15 protein-coding genes are annotated in these 19,877 nt (G+C 45.9%); 13 read left to right on the top strand and 2 right to left on the bottom strand.

Going from position 1 to position 19,877, the window contains the following annotated elements:
* Positions 1-47: 47 nt before the first annotated feature.
* Positions 48-1,514 carry an aldehyde dehydrogenase family protein gene (locus ERJ70_RS19055; protein WP_209366296.1) on the top strand — a complete coding sequence of 489 codons (1,467 nt, stop codon included), beginning with the start codon at positions 48-50 and terminating at the stop codon, positions 1,512-1,514.
* Between the two features lie 244 nt (positions 1,515-1,758).
* Here ERJ70_RS19055 and ERJ70_RS19050 read toward each other — a convergent pair whose 3' ends face one another.
* The gene (locus tag ERJ70_RS19050) at positions 1,759-2,535 is read right to left on the bottom strand and encodes an HAD family hydrolase (protein ID WP_209369564.1); all 777 of its coding nucleotides are present in this window, start codon (positions 2,533-2,535) and stop codon (positions 1,759-1,761) included.
* A gap of 954 nt (positions 2,536-3,489) precedes the next feature.
* On the opposite strand from ERJ70_RS19050, the gene ERJ70_RS19045 reads away from it, so the two are divergent.
* From ERJ70_RS19045 to dnaB, 4 genes are all read left to right on the top strand, one after another.
* Positions 3,490-4,440 carry a YybS family protein gene (locus ERJ70_RS19045; RefSeq protein WP_209366295.1) on the top strand — a complete coding sequence of 317 codons (951 nt, stop codon included), beginning with the start codon at positions 3,490-3,492 and terminating at the stop codon, positions 4,438-4,440.
* 30 nt (positions 4,441-4,470) lie between these two features.
* Positions 4,471-6,444: a DHH family phosphoesterase gene (locus tag ERJ70_RS19040; protein WP_209366294.1), complete on the top strand. Its 1,974-nt coding sequence runs from the start codon at positions 4,471-4,473 to the stop codon at positions 6,442-6,444.
* The gene (gene rplI, locus ERJ70_RS19035) at positions 6,441-6,887 is read left to right on the top strand and encodes a 50S ribosomal protein L9 (RefSeq protein ID WP_209366293.1); all 447 of its coding nucleotides are present in this window, start codon (positions 6,441-6,443) and stop codon (positions 6,885-6,887) included. Before ERJ70_RS19040 ends, rplI begins: the two co-directional genes overlap by 4 nt.
* Before the next feature lie 116 nt (positions 6,888-7,003).
* Positions 7,004-8,380, top strand: a complete 1,377-nt coding sequence (dnaB, locus tag ERJ70_RS19030) for a replicative DNA helicase (RefSeq protein ID WP_209366292.1) — start codon at positions 7,004-7,006, stop codon at positions 8,378-8,380.
* A gap of 210 nt (positions 8,381-8,590) precedes the next feature.
* On the opposite strand, the gene ERJ70_RS19025 is transcribed toward dnaB, so the two are convergent.
* Entirely contained in the window at positions 8,591-8,962 is a 372-nt protein-coding gene (locus tag ERJ70_RS19025) for an ASCH domain-containing protein (RefSeq protein ID WP_309507160.1), read from the bottom strand.
* 614 nt (positions 8,963-9,576) lie between these two features.
* Here ERJ70_RS19025 and ERJ70_RS19020 point away from each other — a divergent pair.
* From ERJ70_RS19020 to ERJ70_RS18985, 8 genes are all read left to right on the top strand, one after another.
* Positions 9,577-10,863 (top strand): adenylosuccinate synthase, encoded by a 1,287-nt coding sequence (locus tag ERJ70_RS19020; protein WP_209366291.1) that lies wholly within the window; start codon positions 9,577-9,579, stop codon positions 10,861-10,863.
* 480 nt (positions 10,864-11,343) lie between these two features.
* Positions 11,344-12,771 carry a peptidoglycan DD-metalloendopeptidase family protein gene (locus ERJ70_RS19015; RefSeq protein ID WP_209366290.1) on the top strand — a complete coding sequence of 476 codons (1,428 nt, stop codon included), beginning with the start codon at positions 11,344-11,346 and terminating at the stop codon, positions 12,769-12,771.
* Positions 12,772-12,952: 181 nt separating this feature from the next.
* Positions 12,953-13,657, top strand: a complete 705-nt coding sequence (yycF, locus tag ERJ70_RS19010) for a response regulator YycF (RefSeq protein WP_209366289.1) — start codon at positions 12,953-12,955, stop codon at positions 13,655-13,657.
* Between the two features lie 6 nt (positions 13,658-13,663).
* Positions 13,664-15,493, top strand: coding sequence for a cell wall metabolism sensor histidine kinase WalK (gene walK / locus ERJ70_RS19005; protein ID WP_209366288.1), 1,830 nt, complete (start codon positions 13,664-13,666; stop codon positions 15,491-15,493).
* 8 nt (positions 15,494-15,501) lie between these two features.
* The gene (locus ERJ70_RS19000) at positions 15,502-16,812 is read left to right on the top strand and encodes a YycH family regulatory protein (RefSeq protein WP_209366287.1); all 1,311 of its coding nucleotides are present in this window, start codon (positions 15,502-15,504) and stop codon (positions 16,810-16,812) included.
* A 3-nt stretch (positions 16,813-16,815) separates the two neighbouring features.
* On the top strand, positions 16,816-17,745 hold the full coding sequence (locus ERJ70_RS18995) for a two-component system regulatory protein YycI (RefSeq protein WP_209366286.1): 930 nt from the start codon (positions 16,816-16,818) through the stop codon (positions 17,743-17,745).
* Positions 17,742-18,539 (top strand): MBL fold metallo-hydrolase, encoded by a 798-nt coding sequence (locus tag ERJ70_RS18990; protein ID WP_209366285.1) that lies wholly within the window; start codon positions 17,742-17,744, stop codon positions 18,537-18,539. Before ERJ70_RS18995 ends, ERJ70_RS18990 begins: the two co-directional genes overlap by 4 nt.
* A gap of 71 nt (positions 18,540-18,610) precedes the next feature.
* Entirely contained in the window at positions 18,611-19,834 is a 1,224-nt protein-coding gene (locus tag ERJ70_RS18985; protein WP_209366284.1) for a S1C family serine protease, read from the top strand.
* Positions 19,835-19,877: the final 43 nt, after the last annotated feature.

Genomic DNA, 19,877 nt, shown 5'->3' with positions numbered 1-19,877 from the left:
TTGTCAAATAAGTTTCCAAACGATGAGAAGAAAGGAAGCGAATCACCATGGAAAAATACACAAAACAGTATATAGCAGGTGAATGGGTCGAAGGTACAAGCAACAGTTTTATTACCAATACAAACCCATACACGGACGATGTGATCAATGAGATTAGAGGGGCTTCGAAAGAGGACCTTAATCGTGCATATGAAACGGCAAGGGATGCCCAAAGGGAGTGGGAAAACAAACTTCCTGGGGAAAAACGGGAGGTAATGGAAAAAGCTGCTCAGTTATTTACGGAATACAAGGAAGATGTAATCAACTGGTTAGTCAAGGAATCAGGGAGCACAAGAATAAAAGCGGAAATCGAGTGGGGAGCGACGGTTGGTACGTTGAAAGAAGCTGCCTCCTTTCCTTATCGAATGACAGGCACTATATTGCCTTCTGATGTGCCGGGAAAGGAAAACCGAATATACCGGTCGGCTAAAGGAGTAGTGACAGTGATTTGTCCGTGGAATTTTCCTTTGGTACTGACCATGCGGTCGGTTGCCCCCGCCCTTGCGACAGGTAATAGTGTGGTGTTGAAGCCTGCTTCCTCGACACCAATAACTTCGGGATTTTTATTAGCCGACATCTTTGAGCAGGCAGGTTTGCCAAAAGGTGTGCTTAGTGTGATTGTAGGGAAAGGATCTGAAATCGGGGATGATATTGTTGAACATCCGATTCCAAAGCTCGTTTCCTTTACCGGTTCCACGGAAGTTGGGCGTCGAATTGGTGAAATAGCAGGCAGGACTTTGAAGGATGTAGCTCTTGAATTAGGTGGAAATAACGTGTTGCTTGTGTTGAACGATGCAGATATCGACCGTGCCGCAGAAGCTGCTGCGTTCGGCGCTTATTTGCACCAGGGTCAAATTTGCATGTCCTTGAACCGAATAGTGGTGGATGCGAGTGTCTATGATGCATTTGTGCAGACCTTTAAGGGAAAGGTTAGCCAGTTAAAAGCGGGAGATCCTTCTAATCCGGAGACAGCAGTTGGTCCACTAATCAATAATAAGGAAGTACAAAGAATTCAAACAGAGATTGAAAACAGCAAAGCGAAAGGTGCAAATGTGGTCATAGGTGGACAAGCAGAAGGCAATGTGCTTTATCCGACCATTATAAGTGATGTGACGAATGACATGCCAGTAGCGCAACGTGAAATGTTTGGTCCGGTATCCTCTGTTATTAAAGCAAAGGATGAACAAGATATTATTCGCATTGCGAATGACTCCCCTTATGGTCTTAGCGGTGCTGTATTCAGTGGTGATATTCACCACGGGGTTCAAGTGGCGAAACAAATTGAAACAGGTATGATTCATGTGAATGATCAATCTGTTAACGAAGAAGCCCATGTCGCTTTTGGAGGGGAAAAAGGCTCCGGAGTCGGCAGATTTGGCGGTGACTGGGCCATTGAGAAATTTACGACGGTGAAATGGATTAGTGTACAGGAAGAAGACCGCTTCTATCCTTTCTTTAAGCAACAACAATCATAATGGTACGGAAACGGCCCATAACCAGGGGTTAATAACTGCTAAATAAACTTTCAAACCATGAAGGACCGGGCACTGTTTGCCCGGTTTTCTTTGTAGTATAGGAAATGATAAATTTAACTGACTGTGGATAATTATTGGCTGCAACAACCACGTCCAGCTCCAGCGCCTACCCCCTCGAGGTCCTACGTCTATTCTTTTTGTCGCAAAAACAGCCATCTTGAGGCTCGTCTTGCTCAAGTTTCTTTTAGTTGATACGGTGTTCGGCCAAAATATTGTTGAGCTCGTCCAGGCTGGAAATTTCATAGTCTGGTACAACCTCATCGGTCTCTTTCCCAAGCCGGTTGATCCAAACTGATTTAATTCCGGCACGGGAAGCTCCGAGAATGTCGGTCCATAGATTATCGCCTACCATGATGACTTCGTCTTTATCCAGTGAGAGTAGCTTCAGCGCATGCTCAAAAATTGCCGGATTGGGTTTCCCGCTGCCAAATTGGCCAGAAATGACGATATGGTCAAAATACGGGGCGATTTCCGGCGTCAAATCCAGTTTGGACTGTTGTAAATCGGGTGAGCCATTGGTCAGCAGCAATAACCGGTACTTTCCCTTTAATTGATCAAGAACTCGAAATGTTTCTTCGTACGTAAAGGGGTATTTTTTTCTTTCCTGCGGGAACTGCTCGGCCAATTGAGCACCTAACCAGGGATCGTCGATTCCGACTGCTTTCAGCCCTTTTGTCCATGCTTGTTTCCGGTATGTCGGCATCAGTTCATTCATCTTCCGGAAGTTGTCTTCATCCTCGGTAAACTCGCCCCATAGCCCTTCAAATGGGTTGATACCGATGGCTTTAGTAAAGGAATAGGTTTCATAGCCTGCATAAAGTTCGCGTGCCTGCTCGCGCACTTTCTCCTCCAGAAGATCGGGATCGATTCCATATTTTTTTGCGGCGGTGAGACAGGTTGCTTTAAATGCTTCCTCCACACTTCTTTTATCCCAAAGCAGAGTATCGTCCAAATCAAACATAATCGCTTTCAACGTCCGTTCATCCCCCTGTAATATTTTATTAAGCCTCTTTACACAGGCTTCGTTGTGTTTCAGGTTTTCATTCTTTTGGTGGTAAGTCCGACATAGTAAAAATTCTACTTTATGACGAGTTCTCACACTCTGATATTCGTCGGGTACATAGCCTCGCTGCGGCAGAACACTTCGCTTTCCGCGGGCATGGTGAGGTTTTTGGTATTTTGATTTAAATGACTTTTAGTATTGATTTGTACCTTCTTCTCACCTGAAAAGAAAGCTATTTCAAGCTGTGGGAAAATGCGAGATCCTCAAAAATGAAGCCCACATTTTCTTCGTGCGGTGAAAATTCAAGGAAGATTCTCCATGTCCTGTTGGAAAGGAACAGTCTGAAGACCCGCTCGGTTGGGTCTGCGTCCCTGTTAAGCTCCGCAGCGGGCTTCCTCGACCAAAGGGAACGAAGAGGCCGATTCATGCAGCACTCTGGCTGAAGCGTTCCCCACGGAAAGCGAGTATTTTCCCACAGCGCTGGGTAAGCACTCATTGTGAATGGGATGGCAGAAGGTCACGCAAAAGTTATGTCGCAGTTCTTATGCTTCAAGTAAAACAATCCTTTAAGAAAACAGCTTTTATTAAAAACAGCTTACAGCGAATATTGCCGGAAGTAAACTAGTAGTTGGAAAAAGAAAAAAGTAAGCGCCACTTGTTATCAGACATGGCGAAGAGGTAGTTTAATTTGTAAAAACACCCTTTTTTCGTTTATAATCAGTTAGTAGAATAATGAGCTAAACGGGTTTTCCGGTCCAAAAGCGGAAAAGGAGTCCGTTCCTGATAAGACAGAAAAGCACAGCGCTTGAGCTGTGCTTTTTCTTACAAAAGGTGAGCAGAAGCTGAATTCAATGCTCCTGTACATCCGTGTTATCATGGAAGAATAACCGAATTAGGATTAGAGGTGCCACCATGACATCGCAAAACGTCATAATAGAGGGAGCTATCACAGCTGTCCTTTATTTACTGTTAATGTTTCTTACACTGTTCATTCCAATCATCGAAATTTTGACCTTGTTTATACTCCCCGTTCCCGTCATCGTATTTGCGGCAAGATTTGGGGGCAAACGGGCTGCGGGTTTATTTGTACTTCTCGCACTAGCCTCGTCTTTGTTTTTAACCCACTATTCGCTTCCGCTTGTCCTACTGACAGGAATCGGAGGATTGATGACCGGGATTGCAATCCATCAGCGGCTTACAGCTTATGAAACATGGGCAAGGGGAACCGTCGGATTTGTGATCGGTCTCTTGCTGACTTTTTTAGCGGTACAAGGTTTATTCCAAATCAATATCGTCCAGGAAATGAACCAGGCCATCAATGATTCAATTGCCCAAAGTCAGGAAATGCTGAAAGATTTAGGCATGACTTTCAACCAGGAAAATGTCGATACATTGCTTGAGCAAATGCGTCAAATTGTCAATTTGCTGCCGGTGATTTTAGTGGTGATGGCGCTAGTACTAGGATTAATCAGTCAGTGGATCGGCTATAGAGTAATCGGATGGCTGGATAAGGATAAAACAACGCTGCGTTTTCCGCCATTCAGGCAGTTTCGGCTGCCAGTCGGCCTGGTGTGGATCTATTTTGCCGCCCTGGTCGTCACATGGGTGAGCGGTGACCCGGACAGTATCTGGCATATAGGAGCTGTCAATGTCACCAACCTTGCCGGACTGCTGGTCGCTTTGCAGGGACTGTCCTTTGTTTTCTTTTACGTTAACCAGAAGGGAATGTCGGTGGCGGTGCCAATTATTGTTATCGTCTTAACCGTTCTTTTTCCTTTTATAGGACTGTATCTTCTGCGAATCTTAGGTATAATTGATTTAGGATTCTCGTTAAGAGACCGGATCAATTTTGATAAAAAATAAGCTCAGAAAAGGGTTTAGGAGCTGAATTTCATGCCAGAATTATTTAAAAAGCCGACAATAGGCAGTCATTTATGGTTCATATACATTTTGTCCCTGGTTTTTTTGGGGATGCTTTGGTATTACCAATGGATGCTCGGCTTGATTATGACAGTATTCCTGGCTGCTTCGCTGTACTACAGTTACAGGCAGGAACAGCTGTTGATCAACGAAACAGAAGAATATATCTCGACGCTTTCCTACCGAGTCAAGAAGGTAGGGGAAGAAGCCCTTCTCGAGATGCCGATCGGTATTGTGCTATATAGTGAAGATTTCACCATCGAGTGGACCAACCCTTACATGAACAGGCTGAAGGAGGAAGACTCCCTAGTCGGGAAGTCGCTGAATGAACTTTCTGATGACCTCGTGTTAAAAGTAAAAGAAGACAACAACGAAATCTGGTTGTCGATGGAGGACTACAAGTTTCAGGTAATGATCAAAAAAGAAGAGCGGCTGCTGTACTTTTTTGACCGTACGCGACAGACCGAAATTCAAAACCTTTACCATAATGAACAAACCGTCCTGGGTATTATCTTTCTGGATAATTACGAAGAAATCACACAGGCAATGGATGATACGGCCAAAAGCCAAATCAACTCAAAAGTAACTTCGATTTTAAACGAATGGTCGAATGATTACGGCATCTATTTAAAAAGAATTTCGCAAGAACGTTTCCTGGCTGTAATGAATCAGCAGATTCTCAACCAGCTGGAAAAAAACAAGTTTGAAATACTGGATGAGGTACGGGAATTGATCTCCGATAAGAACGTTCCGCTGACGTTGAGTATCGGCGTCGGGCTCGGCGGTGTGTCCTTACCGGCACTTGGTGAGCTGGCTCAGTCGAGTCTTGATTTGGCCCTTGGACGCGGCGGAGACCAGGTTACGATTAAAGATGAAAATGGGAAGGTTCGCTTTTACGGCGGAAAAACCAACCCGATGGAGAAACGGACCAGAGTCCGTGCGCGGGTGATTTCCCATGCGATGACCGAACTCGTACGGGAAAGTGACAAAGTACTGATTATGGGACACAAAGCGCCGGATATGGACTCGATCGGGGCAGCGATCGGTATTCTGAAAATTGCCCAGGCAAGTGATGTGGAAGGCCGCATCGTTATGGACCCAGAGGATGTCAGTACGGGCGTCCAACGGATGGTCGAGGAAATCAACGGAAACGAAGAACTCCGGTCCTATTTCATGGATCCGGATACGGCGTTGGATACGGTGACGAAAAATACACTGCTTGTCATCGTCGATACGCACAAACCATCAATGGTGGCGGAAGAAAAACTGCTCAGTAAAACGGAGCATGTGGTCGTTATCGATCACCATCGCCGGGCGGAGGAATTTATCAATCATCCGACGCTCGTCTATATGGAGCCATATGCTTCCTCTACCGCAGAGCTGGTGACGGAATTACTGGAATACCAGCCGAAAAATCTGAAGCTGAGTATGTTGGAATCCACGGCGTTGCTGGCAGGCATCATTGTCGATACGAAAAGCTTTACCTTGAGGACGGGATCCCGTACATTTGATGCTGCTTCCTACTTGCGATCAAAGGGAGCTGACACCGTATTGGTCCAGAAGTTTATGAAAGAAGACCTGGATATTTACGTCAAGCGCAGTCGTTTAATTGAACATACGCGAATATATCGCGATGGCATAGCCATTTCGACAGGAGATCCGGGTGAAACCTACGGGCCGGTCGTAATTGCCCAGGCTGCTGATACGTTACTGACGATGAGCGGAATTGTCGCCTCGTTCGTCATTTCCGAACGGGAAGATAAACGGATCGGCATCAGTGCCAGATCGCTTGGCGATGTCAATGTCCAGGTGATCATGGAAAGAATGGATGGCGGTGGCCATCTCACCAACGCTGCTACCCAGCTGGATGATTCCTCTGTAGAGGATGCAACAGAACAGCTGAAAGCAATTATAGATGAATATTTTGAAGGGGGAGCTGAAGAATGAAAGTAATTTTCTTGAAAGATGTAAAAGGAAAAGGAAAAGAAGGCGAAGTCAAGAATGTTTCGGATGGATATGCCCGCAACTATCTTTTGAAAAATAATCTAGCTGTCGAAGCGACTTCAGGTAATATGAAAGCCTTGGAAGCGAAAAAGAACAAAGAGAAACAAAAAGAGCAAAATGAAGTAGAAGAAGCAAAACAGCTGAAAGAAAAGTTGGAGAATCTGACCGTTGAATTGACGGCAAAATCAGGAGAAGGTGGTCGTCTATTCGGCTCGATCACCAGTAAACAGATTGCGGAAGAACTGAAAAAAAGCCATCAAATCAAAATAGATAAGCGTAAAATTGAACTGGATGAACCGATTCGGGCACTTGGCTATACCAACGTACCGGTAAAAGTGCATCCGGAAGTATCCGGAACCGTTAAAGTACACGTAAAAGAAGCCTGAAAATCGGATGCCGCATCGAATCAACTACACCATGGGTAGTCATCAAAGAAGGGGCTGTCTGCCGGGTAAGGCGGCAGCTCGCTTCCTTTTCCATTTAAAGGAGGAAAAGATGCTGTATGAATGAACAATGGACCGATCGGACGCCGCCGCACAATATCGAAGCTGAACAAGCCGTTCTTGGGGCGGTTTTTTTAGAGCCTGAGGCGTTATCAAGGGCTGCGGAAATATTGCTCCCGGATGACTTTTACCGTGCGGGTCACCAGCGAATATTCGGAGTGATGACGAATCTGTCTGATAAAGGAGAACCAATTGATTTGGTCACGGTCACGACGGCTTTGTCCAACGCGAAAATTTTGGATGAGGTAGGCGGGGTCTCGTATTTAAGTGATCTAGCAAACTCTGTACCTACTGCCGCTAATATCGAGTATTATAGTAGAATCGTAGAAGAAAAGGCACTATTACGGAGACTGATCCGGACTGCGACAGACATTGTCACCGATAGTTTTTCCAAGGAAGACGAAGTCGCCGACGTCTTGAATGACGCGGAAAAGAGCATTTTGGAAGTTTCCCAGCGAAACAATTCAGGTGCCTTTAAAAATATCAAGGATGTTCTTATTGATGTCTATGACAATATTGAACAGCTTCAGCAGAATGATGGATCTGTTACCGGAATACCTACCGGGTACCGGGATTTGGACCAGATCACTTCAGGATTTCAGCGGAATGATTTAATCATCATCGCAGCACGTCCTTCGGTGGGTAAAACGGCATTCGCTTTGAACATTGCCCAAAACGTCGCCATTCATGCAAGCGAGAATGTCGCCATTTTTAGTTTGGAGATGGGGGCGGATCAACTGGTTTCTCGTATGCTTTGCGCAGAAGGAAACATCGATGCCCAACGACTCAGGACGGGAAAGATGGAGACAGAGGATTGGAGCAAACTGACCATGGCAATGGGCAGCCTGTCCAATGCCGGTATCTATATCGATGATACACCTGGTATCCGTGTCAGTGAAATCCGCAGTAAATGCAGAAGGTTGAAGCAGGAACACGGTCTCGGCATGATTCTGATCGATTACCTGCAGCTGATCCAAGGAAACGCCAATTCTAAGGAAAACAGACAACAGGAAGTATCGGAAATTTCCCGTTCCTTAAAAGGATTGGCACGGGAATTGAACGTACCGCTGATTGCCTTGTCCCAGCTTTCCCGTGGCGTAGAATCCCGCCAGGATAAGCGACCGATGATGTCCGACCTGCGGGAATCTGGAAGTATCGAGCAGGATGCTGATATTGTCGGATTCCTATATCGTGATGACTATTATGATCAGGAATCGGAAAAACAAAACATCATTGAAATCATCCTGGCCAAGCAGCGTAACGGCCCCGTGGGAACCGTAGAGCTCGCGTTTGTGAAAGAGTATAACAAATTCGTTGACCTAGACCATCGTTACCAGGAAAGCGACATACCGCCAGTCGGCGCAGCCGGCGGCTAAGAACGGAAAAGAGACGAATCTTAAGTAGTTTTCCAATACTATGGAGAAAATCTAAATTAACAGGTTAAATCGATACACTAAACGCACTATGTTTAGCACCGTAAGTAACAATACTAATAGCAAACAAAAACGCTTGGGATCTTTAATTTCCAAGCGTTTTATTTTATATTTTCTTGTTGACCTAACGCCCCCGATAGTTGAAGAAAAAATTTATAGGGACAACGCACTTTTCTTATAAATTAGCTTAAACCTTTCACAAACAACAGGGATTTTGTAATTGAACTCTTGATTTATATTCTTAAACTCTTTTTTAAAGAAGGTTTCGTGAACGTCACGCCAATACCTTAATGTGCGGTCACCTTCACCTTCCAAATATGCGTGTTCTGCGGTAACTTCATCAAACGGAACAACCTTTACTGATGTAGTTTCTACTATTCCAACAGCTTCTCCATCCCCGTCGAGAATAATATTATGAAGACCAACAAACGGTAATGTCTCGTTTTCCAATTCATATAACGTATAGTTTGATGCTGTTGCTGTTTTTATTCCTTCTAAAACTAAATTTGAAAGCTCATTAGCCATTTCTTTTTAATCACCAAATGCCCATGCCTCATAATCCTTTGGTGCATCTGGATTAATTTTTCGATAGTCCTCCCACATTTGAATAATTGAATCATTACTCATATATATCAACCTACTTTCTATTTGACTAATCAGGATACTTAAATTGTAACACTTTGGGGTTAGCTGCTCTTCTTCAATTCTATTTCCATATAGTTTAAGTACGTTCCTTCACAATATTTCCATTTTTGTTATTTTAACATAAAATAAAAAAATCCTTTTGGTTTTAAAAAACAGCATCGCAAATAACGCTCAAATTCACATAGGAAGTAACACATTGACAACAGCTGTTGGCATTATGCGATTAGGGTTGCAATTTGGTCTGCTAAGGACTATTACCCCACCGCTGTGGCAAAAGACACTCGCTTTCCGCGGGAAACACTTCAACCTCCTCGAAAAAGCAAGGGGTCAGTCCCCGTTTTAGATGAATGAAGGGGACTGACCCCATTTTTACGAACGAAAATGGTGTTTTCGTTTATAATGTTCGTATTTTTCATTGACATTGTAAATGGTGATTGATAAACTTACTATGTTATGCACATAGTAAATATAATTTAGTTGGCGGAGGTGCCTATATGTCCTCAGTAGTTGTAGTCGGAACCCAATGGGGCGATGAGGGTAAGGGTAAAATTACAGATTTTCTATCACAAAATGCAGAGGTTGTGGCCAGATACCAAGGCGGCAACAATGCTGGACATACAATCAAGTTTGACGAAATTACGTATAAATTGCATTTGATTCCTTCCGGGATTTTCTTTGATGATAAGATTTGCGTACTTGGCAACGGAATGGTCATCGATCCGAAAGCGCTCGTTGAAGAGCTGCAATACTTGCATGATAAAGGGGTATCTACCGATAATCTCCGCATCAGCAACCGGGCGCATGTCATCCTGCCGTATCACTTGAAATTGGATGCCCTGCAGGAAGAAGAAAAGGGCGCCAACAAAATCGGCACGACCAAAAAAGGCATCGGACCTGCTTACATGGACAAAGCTGCCCGTGTCGGTATCCGAATCGCCGACTTACTCGATAAAGAAGCGTTTAAGGATAAATTGGAACAAAACCTGAAGGACAAGAACCGTTTGTTCGAAAAGGTGTATGAAACAGATTCCATCGCTGTGGAAGACATTCTGGACGAATATTACGAATACGGCCAGCAGGTTAAAAAATATGTTTGCGATACATCGGTTGTGCTGAATGAGGCATTGGATGACGGACGTCGCGTGCTATTTGAAGGAGCACAAGGAGTTATGCTCGATATCGACCAGGGTACCTATCCATTCGTCACCTCATCTAATCCGATTGCAGGCGGTGTCACAATCGGCTCCGGTGTCGGACCGACTAAAATCAATCATGTGGTCGGCGTCTCCAAAGCCTATACAACCCGTGTCGGTGACGGTCCTTTCCCGACCGAACTGCACGATGAAATCGGCGACCAAATTCGGGAAACGGGAAGGGAGTATGGCACAACGACAGGCCGCCCGCGACGTGTCGGCTGGTTTGACAGCGTTGTTGTCCGTCATGCCCGCCGTGTCAGCGGTATTACCGATTTATCCCTGAATTCACTGGATGTGTTGACAGGCATAGAAACGCTTAAAATTTGTACAGCATACCAATACAAAGGCGAAACCATTCATGAATTTCCGGCAAGCCTGAAGGATTTGGCAGAGTGCGAACCGGTTTATGAAGAACTTCCAGGCTGGACAGAGGATATTACCGGTGTGAGAAGCTTACACGAGCTGCCGGAAAATGCCCGGCATTATTTGGAACGTATTTCGCAGTTGACTGGCATACCATTGTCCGTATTCTCGGTAGGACCTGACCGGACACAGACCAACGTTGTCCGCAGTGTGTACAGCTAACGGTTCATCAATACAAAATGAACGGGACTTCTCTGAGAGTCTCCCTTTATTAAATCATCAGCGTGAAAAAGCGCTGGTGATTTTTTTGCTTTTAACATAACGAGGAGATGATCGCTAACATACTTCACTTTCTAGGGGGGATTGGTGATAGATAGGTTGATCGGATTTATGCAAAATAACCATTCTTATTCCCCAATCAATGAAAAATCAAACCAATGGTGCCATAAATTGCCGATATGTTTTCCACATTTGTAATAAAACCGCAAAAAAAGTACCAAAAATCACCTAATTAGCGCAGGATAAAAGTAACTTTTTACACGAAATTCCACTAAAACACTCCGACGCAGGCTGAAATTACCAGCTTTTATACAGTTTCGTTACATCCCGCTGAAACGGTATCTTCCCATTTGCTCCTATGGTAGATTAAGAGAGTGAAAAATAGATTCGGAATCAGGAAACGCGTTTAGGAGGACCCTGCAAATGAAGATACAAGCTTTACATAAAGAAACGAAACGACGTCGCAATAAATGGTTCACCACAGCAGCTGCCGCCCTGGCAGGATTTGCTCTGTCTTTTCAAGTGGTGCAGGCAGCGGAGGACGATTTAGACACCGTTTATCACGTTTACATGGACGGTGAAAGTGTCGGAACGGTAGCAGATAAGCAAACGGTGGATGAAGTAGTCGATAAGGTGCTGGCGGAGCATGAGGCTGAATACAAAGGCTATTCATTGACCACTGGCGAAGATATTTCTTTCATTCCCGAGAAGGTGTTTGAGCCTGTGACAGAAGAAAAACAGGTGGCCAAAACCTTGGAGGACGAACTCACCATCAACATCGATGCCTATCAATTGGTGATCGGCGATGAAAAGCTTGGATTTTTCAAAAGCGAACAAGCAGCAAAGCAGGTCCTTTCCTCTTATAAGGAGAAGTTTGTCGATGCAGAAGTGCTGGAAAAGCTAGCGGACGGTGAATCCGAAGTTCCCACGGATGATGGCAAGACGATCGTTACGGAAGTAGAACTGTCCAAGGATGTAAAGGTATCGGAAGCAAAAGCAGAACCCGATGATATGCTGTCAGAAAAACAAGGGCTGGAACAGTTGGAAAAAGGGACGCTAAAAGATTCCGTCCATTCTGTAAAGGAAGGGGAAGTGCTTGGGGAAATCGCCGGAAAATACGGTATGGACATCGACGAACTGCTCGATTTGAATCCTGATTTAACGGAAGAATCTGTGCTGCAAATCGACCAGGAAATCCATGTTGCCAAGCGGGAGCCCTACTTGCAGGTAATTGTTTCTGAAGAGACAGAGAAGGAAGAAGCGATTCCTTATGAAAAAGAAGTGAAAGAATCCGACTCGCTTTATAAAGGCGAGACGGAAGTCGAACAAGAAGGCGAAGAAGGCAGCAAACAAGTTCGCTATGCAGTGAAAAAAGTGAATGGACAAGTTTCCGAGCAGAAAATGTTGGAAGAAACAACGACAAAGGAACCAACCGACGAAATCGTCGTGAAAGGTACCAAAGTGGAAACCTCTCATGGAAGCGGATCGCTGCAATGGCCAGCAGTCGGCGGCACGATTACCAGTCAAATGGGCCAACGCTGGGGAAAGCACCATAAAGGAATTGATATTGCCGGTGTCAGCAACCGTTCCATTCTGGCGGCTGATAATGGGGTAGTCGTTTCGGCAGGCTTTAACAGCGGCGGCTATGGAAACAAAGTTGTCATCGACCATCAAAACGGCTACCGTACAGTGTATGCGCACCTGGCTTCAATCCGGGTGAAAACTGGACAAACCGTAGCGAAAGGTAGTAAAATAGGAGTAATGGGTTCGACTGGTGATTCAACCGGGGTCCATTTACATTTCGAAGTATATAAGAACGGGGCACTACAGAACCCGGCAAATCTTTTTTAATAGAATAGTATAATTCACCACTTACCAAAACAATGCAGCCCTTGTCAAAATGATGACAAGGGCTTTTGTACAGGATAGAAGGTGGCCTGGTAAATTGTCCTGCTTTTATCGGGAAAAAGGACAGACAACGCAAAGTACGTTAAAATAAACCTATCAAAGAACGAGAAAAGGATGTGGCGTCATGAGTCAAAAGATACTAGTGGTAGACGACGAAAAACCGATTGCAGATATATTGAAGTTCAACTTAGAAAAAGAAGGTTATCAGGTCGTATGTGCCTACGATGGGGACGAAGCAATCGAACTGACCAATAAAGAAAAACCGGACTTATTGTTGCTTGATATTATGCTTCCGAACAAGGATGGCAATGAAGTATGCCGAGAAGTCCGCAAGAACCATACGATGCCGATTATCATGATTACCGCCAAGGATGCGGAAATTGACAAAGTACTCGGTCTCGAGCTGGGAGCGGACGACTATGTAACCAAACCCTTCAGCAACCGGGAAGTGATTGCCAGAGTCAAAGCGAACTTGCGCAGACAACAAGTGGTGCCGGAAGATAACAGCCGGGCTAATAAAGATATCGTGATTGGCAGCCTGGTGATCCATCCGGATGCTTATACCGTGACCCGGAACGGCGACCAAGTGGAATTGACCCACAGGGAATTTGAACTGCTTCACTATTTGGCCAGGCATATCGGCCAGGTGATGACCCGGGAACATTTGCTGGAAACGGTATGGGGTTATGATTATTACGGGGATGTCCGCACGGTCGATGTGACGGTGCGTCGTCTACGGGAAAAAATCGAAGACAACCCGAGCACGCCGGTTTGGATTGTGACCAGAAGAGGTGTCGGCTATTACTTGCGTAACCCTGAACAGGAGTAATGCTTTATGAAGAAAGTCGGTTTTTTCCAGTCGATCCGATTTAAAATTGTCCTTATCTATATTTTGCTGCTGTTATTGGCAATTCAAGTGATTGGATCCTATTTTGCCATCCGGCTGGAAGAAAATTTAAAAAAGAATTTGAACGATACGGTCGAAGAACGGATTGAAGGGTTAAGTTATTATTTGGAACAGGCTTTCCAGAAAGAACGAAGCGAGGACGAAGAAGGTCCGACCTTGCAGGAGGATGTTCAGAACATTCTCGACCGGGTCGACAGCAGTGTTTTTTCTACCCTTCAAGTATTGGACAGGCAGTATCGGGTAATCGGAGCTAAAAATGAAATTGACAGCAATATTATCGGCAGCCGTAAAACAGGAGATCCGCGAATCACCCGGGCACTGATTTTCGGTGTGGAAGAAAACACTACCATGCGCGATCCAGAGACCAACAACCGGATGAAAGTACGCGTGTTGCCGATAGGAGGCGAGGAGGACCCGGACGGGATTCTATATTTGGAAGCCTCGATGGAAGATGTTTACGACCAAATGGGCAACATCAATGATATTTTTGCCAAAGGGACCGTAATTGCCATCGCCATTTCCATTGTTTTGGGGATTTTGGTCGCGCGCACCATTACCAAACCGATCACCGAAATGCGGAAACAGGCCAAAATCATGTCTACCGGAGATTTTTCCCAAACGGTCAACGTCTATGGCACCGATGAAATCGGTCAGCTGGCAATGACCTTCAATGATATGAATGACAAATTGAAGCAGGCACATAACACAACCGAGGGAGAACGCCGTAAGTTGAGCTCCGTCTTGTCCAACATGTCGGACGGAGTCATTGCGACGGACAAAGAAGGAAAAGTATCCTTGATGAACGAACCGGCTCTCCAGCTGATTCGCAAAGATTTTGAAGAAGTGAAGGGCCAGCCGTTGATCGAGGTGCTGCATTTAGAAGACGAAATCGATGATGACATGCAGGCTGACACTGGATCGGTCACCATCGACTTCAGTGATGACGAAGAATTCTTTTTAATCAAGGCGAATTTCTCGGTGATACAGGATGAAGAGGGGAATTTTGGCGGCTTTATTACCGTCATCAGTGATGTAACAGAACAGGAAAAAGTCGAGCAGGAAAGAAGAGAGTTTGTCTCCAATGTCTCACACGAGCTGCGGACACCGTTGACGACGATGCGGAGCTACCTGGAAGCACTGACGGATGGTGCTTGGGAGGACAAAGAAATTGCTCCGAAGTTTCTCGATGTGACGCAAAACGAAACAGACCGGATGATCCGGCTGGTCAATGACTTGCTGCAGCTTTCCAAAATGGATAACAAGGCAACCGATCTTTACATGGAACGGGTCGATTTCATCACGTTTTTCCACCATATCATCGACCGTTTTGAAATGAATAAAGCCGAAGAAATCATTCTCGACCGGAAGCTTCCAAACAAAGAATTTTTTGTGTGGATGGATAAAGACAAACTGACCCAGGTAGTCGATAATATCATCTCCAATGCGATTAAGTATTCGCCGGATGGCGGCCGGATCACCTTCCGGGTGGTCAATAACCGCAACAGACTGAAGGTGTCGATCACCGACCAGGGCATGGGGATTGCCCAGGAAAAGGTGGACAAAATCTTCGACCGGTTCTACCGGGCTGACAAGGCCCGCTCCCGGAACCTGGGCGGGACAGGACTCGGCCTGGCAATCGCCAAAGAAATCATTGAAGCCCATCACGGCCACATATGGGCAGAAAGTAAAGAAGGTAAGGGGACGACCGTCCATTTTACATTGCCGCTTATCAAAAGAAGCGGAGGTGACAAACGATGAGGCTCGAAATGATAAAAACATTGGGCTTGTCGGCGTTGATTGCAGCCAGCTTGCTGCTGACTTTGGGGATTTGGAATTACAAGCCGAACTACGATGAGACAGAAAACGTGGAAAGCAATTATACCGATGAACCACTGGAGGCCGGCCAGGAGGAAACCAAAAAGAGCATCATAGAACCGTCGAAAATCATTTTTCAAACAAATGGCACTTTCTCTTCTTTTGAAAACCGAAACGACCAGGAAGCATTTTACCAGGAGATGCAAGAATGGTTGCTTGCCGGCTTTGACCAAGGTATCCAGACCGATCAGGAATTGCCTGACAGTGATGAGTACACCGCTCAGCTGATATTTCCTTTGGAGGTGCCGGCTGGAGCGATAAGAGACTTGTTTTCTATGGAAGAGAACACCATCAATCAAGTACAACGGGGTTCATTCGACCGGATTTATCTGAACGAAAACAACAGCGGTACCGTCGAATTGGTATTTTACAATACGGAAGCAAGGATGAGTATGCACGCAGAGGCACAGAACGCCGGTGCTGCCGATGTGCTGGACTCATATACCGATATGGACGGAAAAATGGATTATATCGAGTATGCGGAAAGTGCCGGGGCACCAATTTATATCCCGCAGGGGGAACCGGAAATAAATGATCTGACTTTTTCCGTTGATACGTTTACAACGATCACCGATCTGGAACCGCTGCTCAACAACTTGTTTACAGACCGGGACATCATGACATCGAATCGGATGGAAGGTGGCGGCAAGTCTTACTCGGACAGTATCCGGGAGCTTCGGGCGTATGAAAGCGAGAAGTATATGGAATACGTCAATCCTCTCCCGGAAAACCGCACCATCGAAGGCTCGGAACTGGTCAACCAAACCATCAATTTTCTCAATGCCCACAGAGGCTGGACCAACTCTGCCAACGATGAGTATCAGCTTTACAATATGAATGTGCAGCGGAATGAAGTGACGTACCGGCTTGTCTATAACGAGTATCCGGTTTTCGGCCAAAATGATAAGCAGGCGACCATTCAAATAACCTGGCGCAACCAGCCTTACAAATATGACCGTCCGTTGTTCAAATTGGGCGAAGCGTTTGATTACGGAGAACCGCCTGATTTGCCGAGTGGTGAGGAAATCGCCGGCTATTTGGAAGATACCAAAGGCAGCAGCAGTATTAAGGATATCGCCCTCGGTTATAAGTTGATCGACGAAGGCATATCGATCCGGCTGATGCCAGCCTGGTTCAAACAGGACACTACTGGCTGGAGCGAGCTGGATTTAAGTGAAATGTCCGGTTTGGGGGAGGAATAAGCCATGCAATGGGGACAAATTAAAACACTATTCATCATATGTTTCCTTATCCTGGATATCTTCCTTCTTCAGCAATTTTTGAAAACGATGGATTCCAGATCACCATCCGGAGATATTACGGAACCGAAACTGGAAGAGTATATGAGGGAAAATGTGAAAGGGCTTGATAAGCTGCCAGAGGAGCAGGTGAAGGATTCGTTCATTACGGTAAAAGCGAGAAACTTTACTGCCGATGACGTGAAAACCCTCAAGGCAATGAGTGAGCAGGAAGTGGCTCTGCTTAGCGGCGGCAACCTGCTGTATTCAGAGTTCGAGGAACCAGTGCCGATTGATCCGGATAGCACGAATGCTGAGAAGGAACTGGAGCTATCCGAACACATCCTTTCTGGTGGAGAATATGTTTATTGGGGACAAGATGACGTTTCCGGCGCTCTGATTTTTTTCCAGACAAACAATAGCAAGCCGATTTATTACAGCCAGAGCGGCTTTGTGGTAGCCTTTGTCAATAGCGATAATGAAATTACCAGCTACCTGCAGACCGCGGTTGATGAAGTGGACAGACAGGAGCCAAAAAGCATGATTACTGCGTATGCTGCGATAAGCAGCCTGTTTAAAGCCAATGCATTGCCAATGGAGGACCCGGAAATATCGGAAACCCCGACAGTGGGCTATTATTCATTCGTCGATCTCGATGAAGGGCAGCAGGTTTTTGCTCCTTCCTGGCACTTTGCCATCAATGACCACTTGCATTATGTGGTAATGGGTAGTGAAGGACAATTTTCGCAGCATGACAATCCGACGTTTGTTCGGAATACGATCCGGAAAGCGCAGGATGGCATGAGAGATACGAAATTGTCTGACGAGGAAATAGAAGAATTGCAAAATGTGTACCAAGGATTATTGGAATCCACAAGGGTGAGTGATGAGGAATGACGTTAAGCTTTAGTGTACTAGCATCAGGAAGTACAGGAAATGCTTTTTATATAGCGACAGAAAAAGAGAAAATCTTAGTCGATGCGGGATTGAGCGGCAAGGAAATGGAACGGTTGATGAGCGAAGTGAACATCGACCCATATAGTCTTACCAAGCTGCTGGTCACCCATGAACACAGTGACCATATCAAAGGGTTGGGCATCATGGCCCGCCGTTACCAGCTGCCGATCTATGCCAACGAAAAAACGTGGAAAGCGATGGAAGGTTCAATTGGCAAAATTGAGTTGGATCAGAAGTTTGTGTTCAACATGGAGGAAACCAAGGCTTTCGGCGACCTGGATGTGGAATCGTTCGGTGTCTCGCATGATGCGGCAGAGCCGATGTTTTTCACCTTCCACCATGAGGGGAAAAAAGTCGCTCTCGTAACCGATCTCGGTTATGTATCCGAACGCATCAAAAAAACCGTAGAAAATGCGGACGCCTATATTTTCGAAGCTAATCATGATGTTTCCATGCTGCAAATGGGCAGATATCCGTGGAATGTCAAACGTCGCATTCTCGGCGATAGCGGCCACGTTTCCAATGACGATTGCGCCCTGGCTTTGAGCGATATCATCGGAGATCAAACAAAGCGTATTTATTTGGCCCATTTAAGCAAAGATAACAACATGAAAGAATTGGCCAGAATGTCCGTGCAAAACTATTTGAATGACCATGGTTTCACCATCGGCGACAAACTGCACCTGCATGATACAGACCCGAAGACGCCGACCCCTCTCTATGAAGTAGTTTAACCGGACTGGCGAAAGGAAACACTATAAACGTTAAGCTTTATGTTTTTTCCAGGTCAGAAAGGATGGGTGCGATGGGCTATTATGATGATCATTATCAAACAAGCAGAACGAATAAGAAAAAGAGGAACTGGTTTCTGCCTTCGCTTATCGGAGCAGTCATTGGAGCGCTGATTGTGATTGTGGCACTTCCTGCCTTACAGAAAGCAGATTTACTGCCGTTCCAATCGGCTGAACAAGGTTCCAATGAGATTACGCAAGGAAACGGTGACAACTCACAAGCCGGTCCTACATCCAGTGTCAACGTCGATGTATCGACGCAAATCACCGAAATCGTCGGCGAGGTGACTCCCGCAGTAGTCGGAGTGGTCAACATTCAATCCTCTACGAACTTCTGGCAGCAGGAGGAATCCGGACAAGCCGGCACCGGATCCGGCGTTATTTATAAAACAGCAGACGGCAGCGCCTATGTGGTGACCAATCATCATGTCATAGAAGGCGCTGACGAAGTCGAAGTGGTACTCTCGGACGAAACGCACGTCTCCGCAGAGCTGCTCGGCAGTGACGTGTTCACCGATTTAGCGGTATTGAAGATGAGCGCGGACCAGGTCGACAAAGCGATCGAAATCGGCAGCTCGGACAGTGTCAAAGTTGGCGAGCCGGCAATTGCTATCGGGAATCCCCTCGGGTTGATGTTTTCCGGGTCGGTGACCCAAGGCATCATCAGCGGCAAGCAGCGGGCTATCCCGCAAGACTTTGACGGAGACGGACGGGCAGACTGGCAGGCAGAAGTTATCCAGACGGATGCCGCCATTAATCCAGGGAACAGCGGCGGCGCGCTCATCAATATGAGCGGGCAATTGATCGGAATCAACTCGATGAAAATTGCCCAGTCTTCTGTGGAAGGAATCGGCTTTGCGATCCCGATTGACAGTGCGACTCCGATCATCGAACAGCTGGAGACAGAAGGAACGGTCACAAGGCCATACTTAGGTGTTGAAGCATATTCCCTTGAGGAAGTAGCCCAGGTGGAATGGGAGCGGAGACTGAACCTTCCGGAAGAAGTCGAAGGTGGAATCTACTTACGGAGCATCGAACCTATGTCGCCTGCAGACCAGGCTGGACTGCAAGAACTAGATGTGATCACCGAGCTGGATGGCGAGCCGATTCAGGATGTGATTGGATTGCGCAAGCATCTCTATCAGGAAAAACAGGTCGGTCAGGAAATGACCGTCACCTATTACCGAGATGGAGAAAGACAAGAAACAACAGTAACCCTGGCTTCCCAGGAGTATTGATAAAGGAAACAGGTTGGGACAAAAGCATGGAACCAAAGCAAAA

Origin of the sequence: Sediminibacillus dalangtanensis (assembly GCF_017792025.1) — a bacterium.
In the GTDB taxonomy this organism is placed as follows: Bacteria; Bacillota; Bacilli; order Bacillales; family Amphibacillaceae; genus Sediminibacillus; species Sediminibacillus dalangtanensis.
Note: the sequence above shows the minus strand (reverse complement) of the source record. Positions and strands in the feature narration are given on the sequence as shown.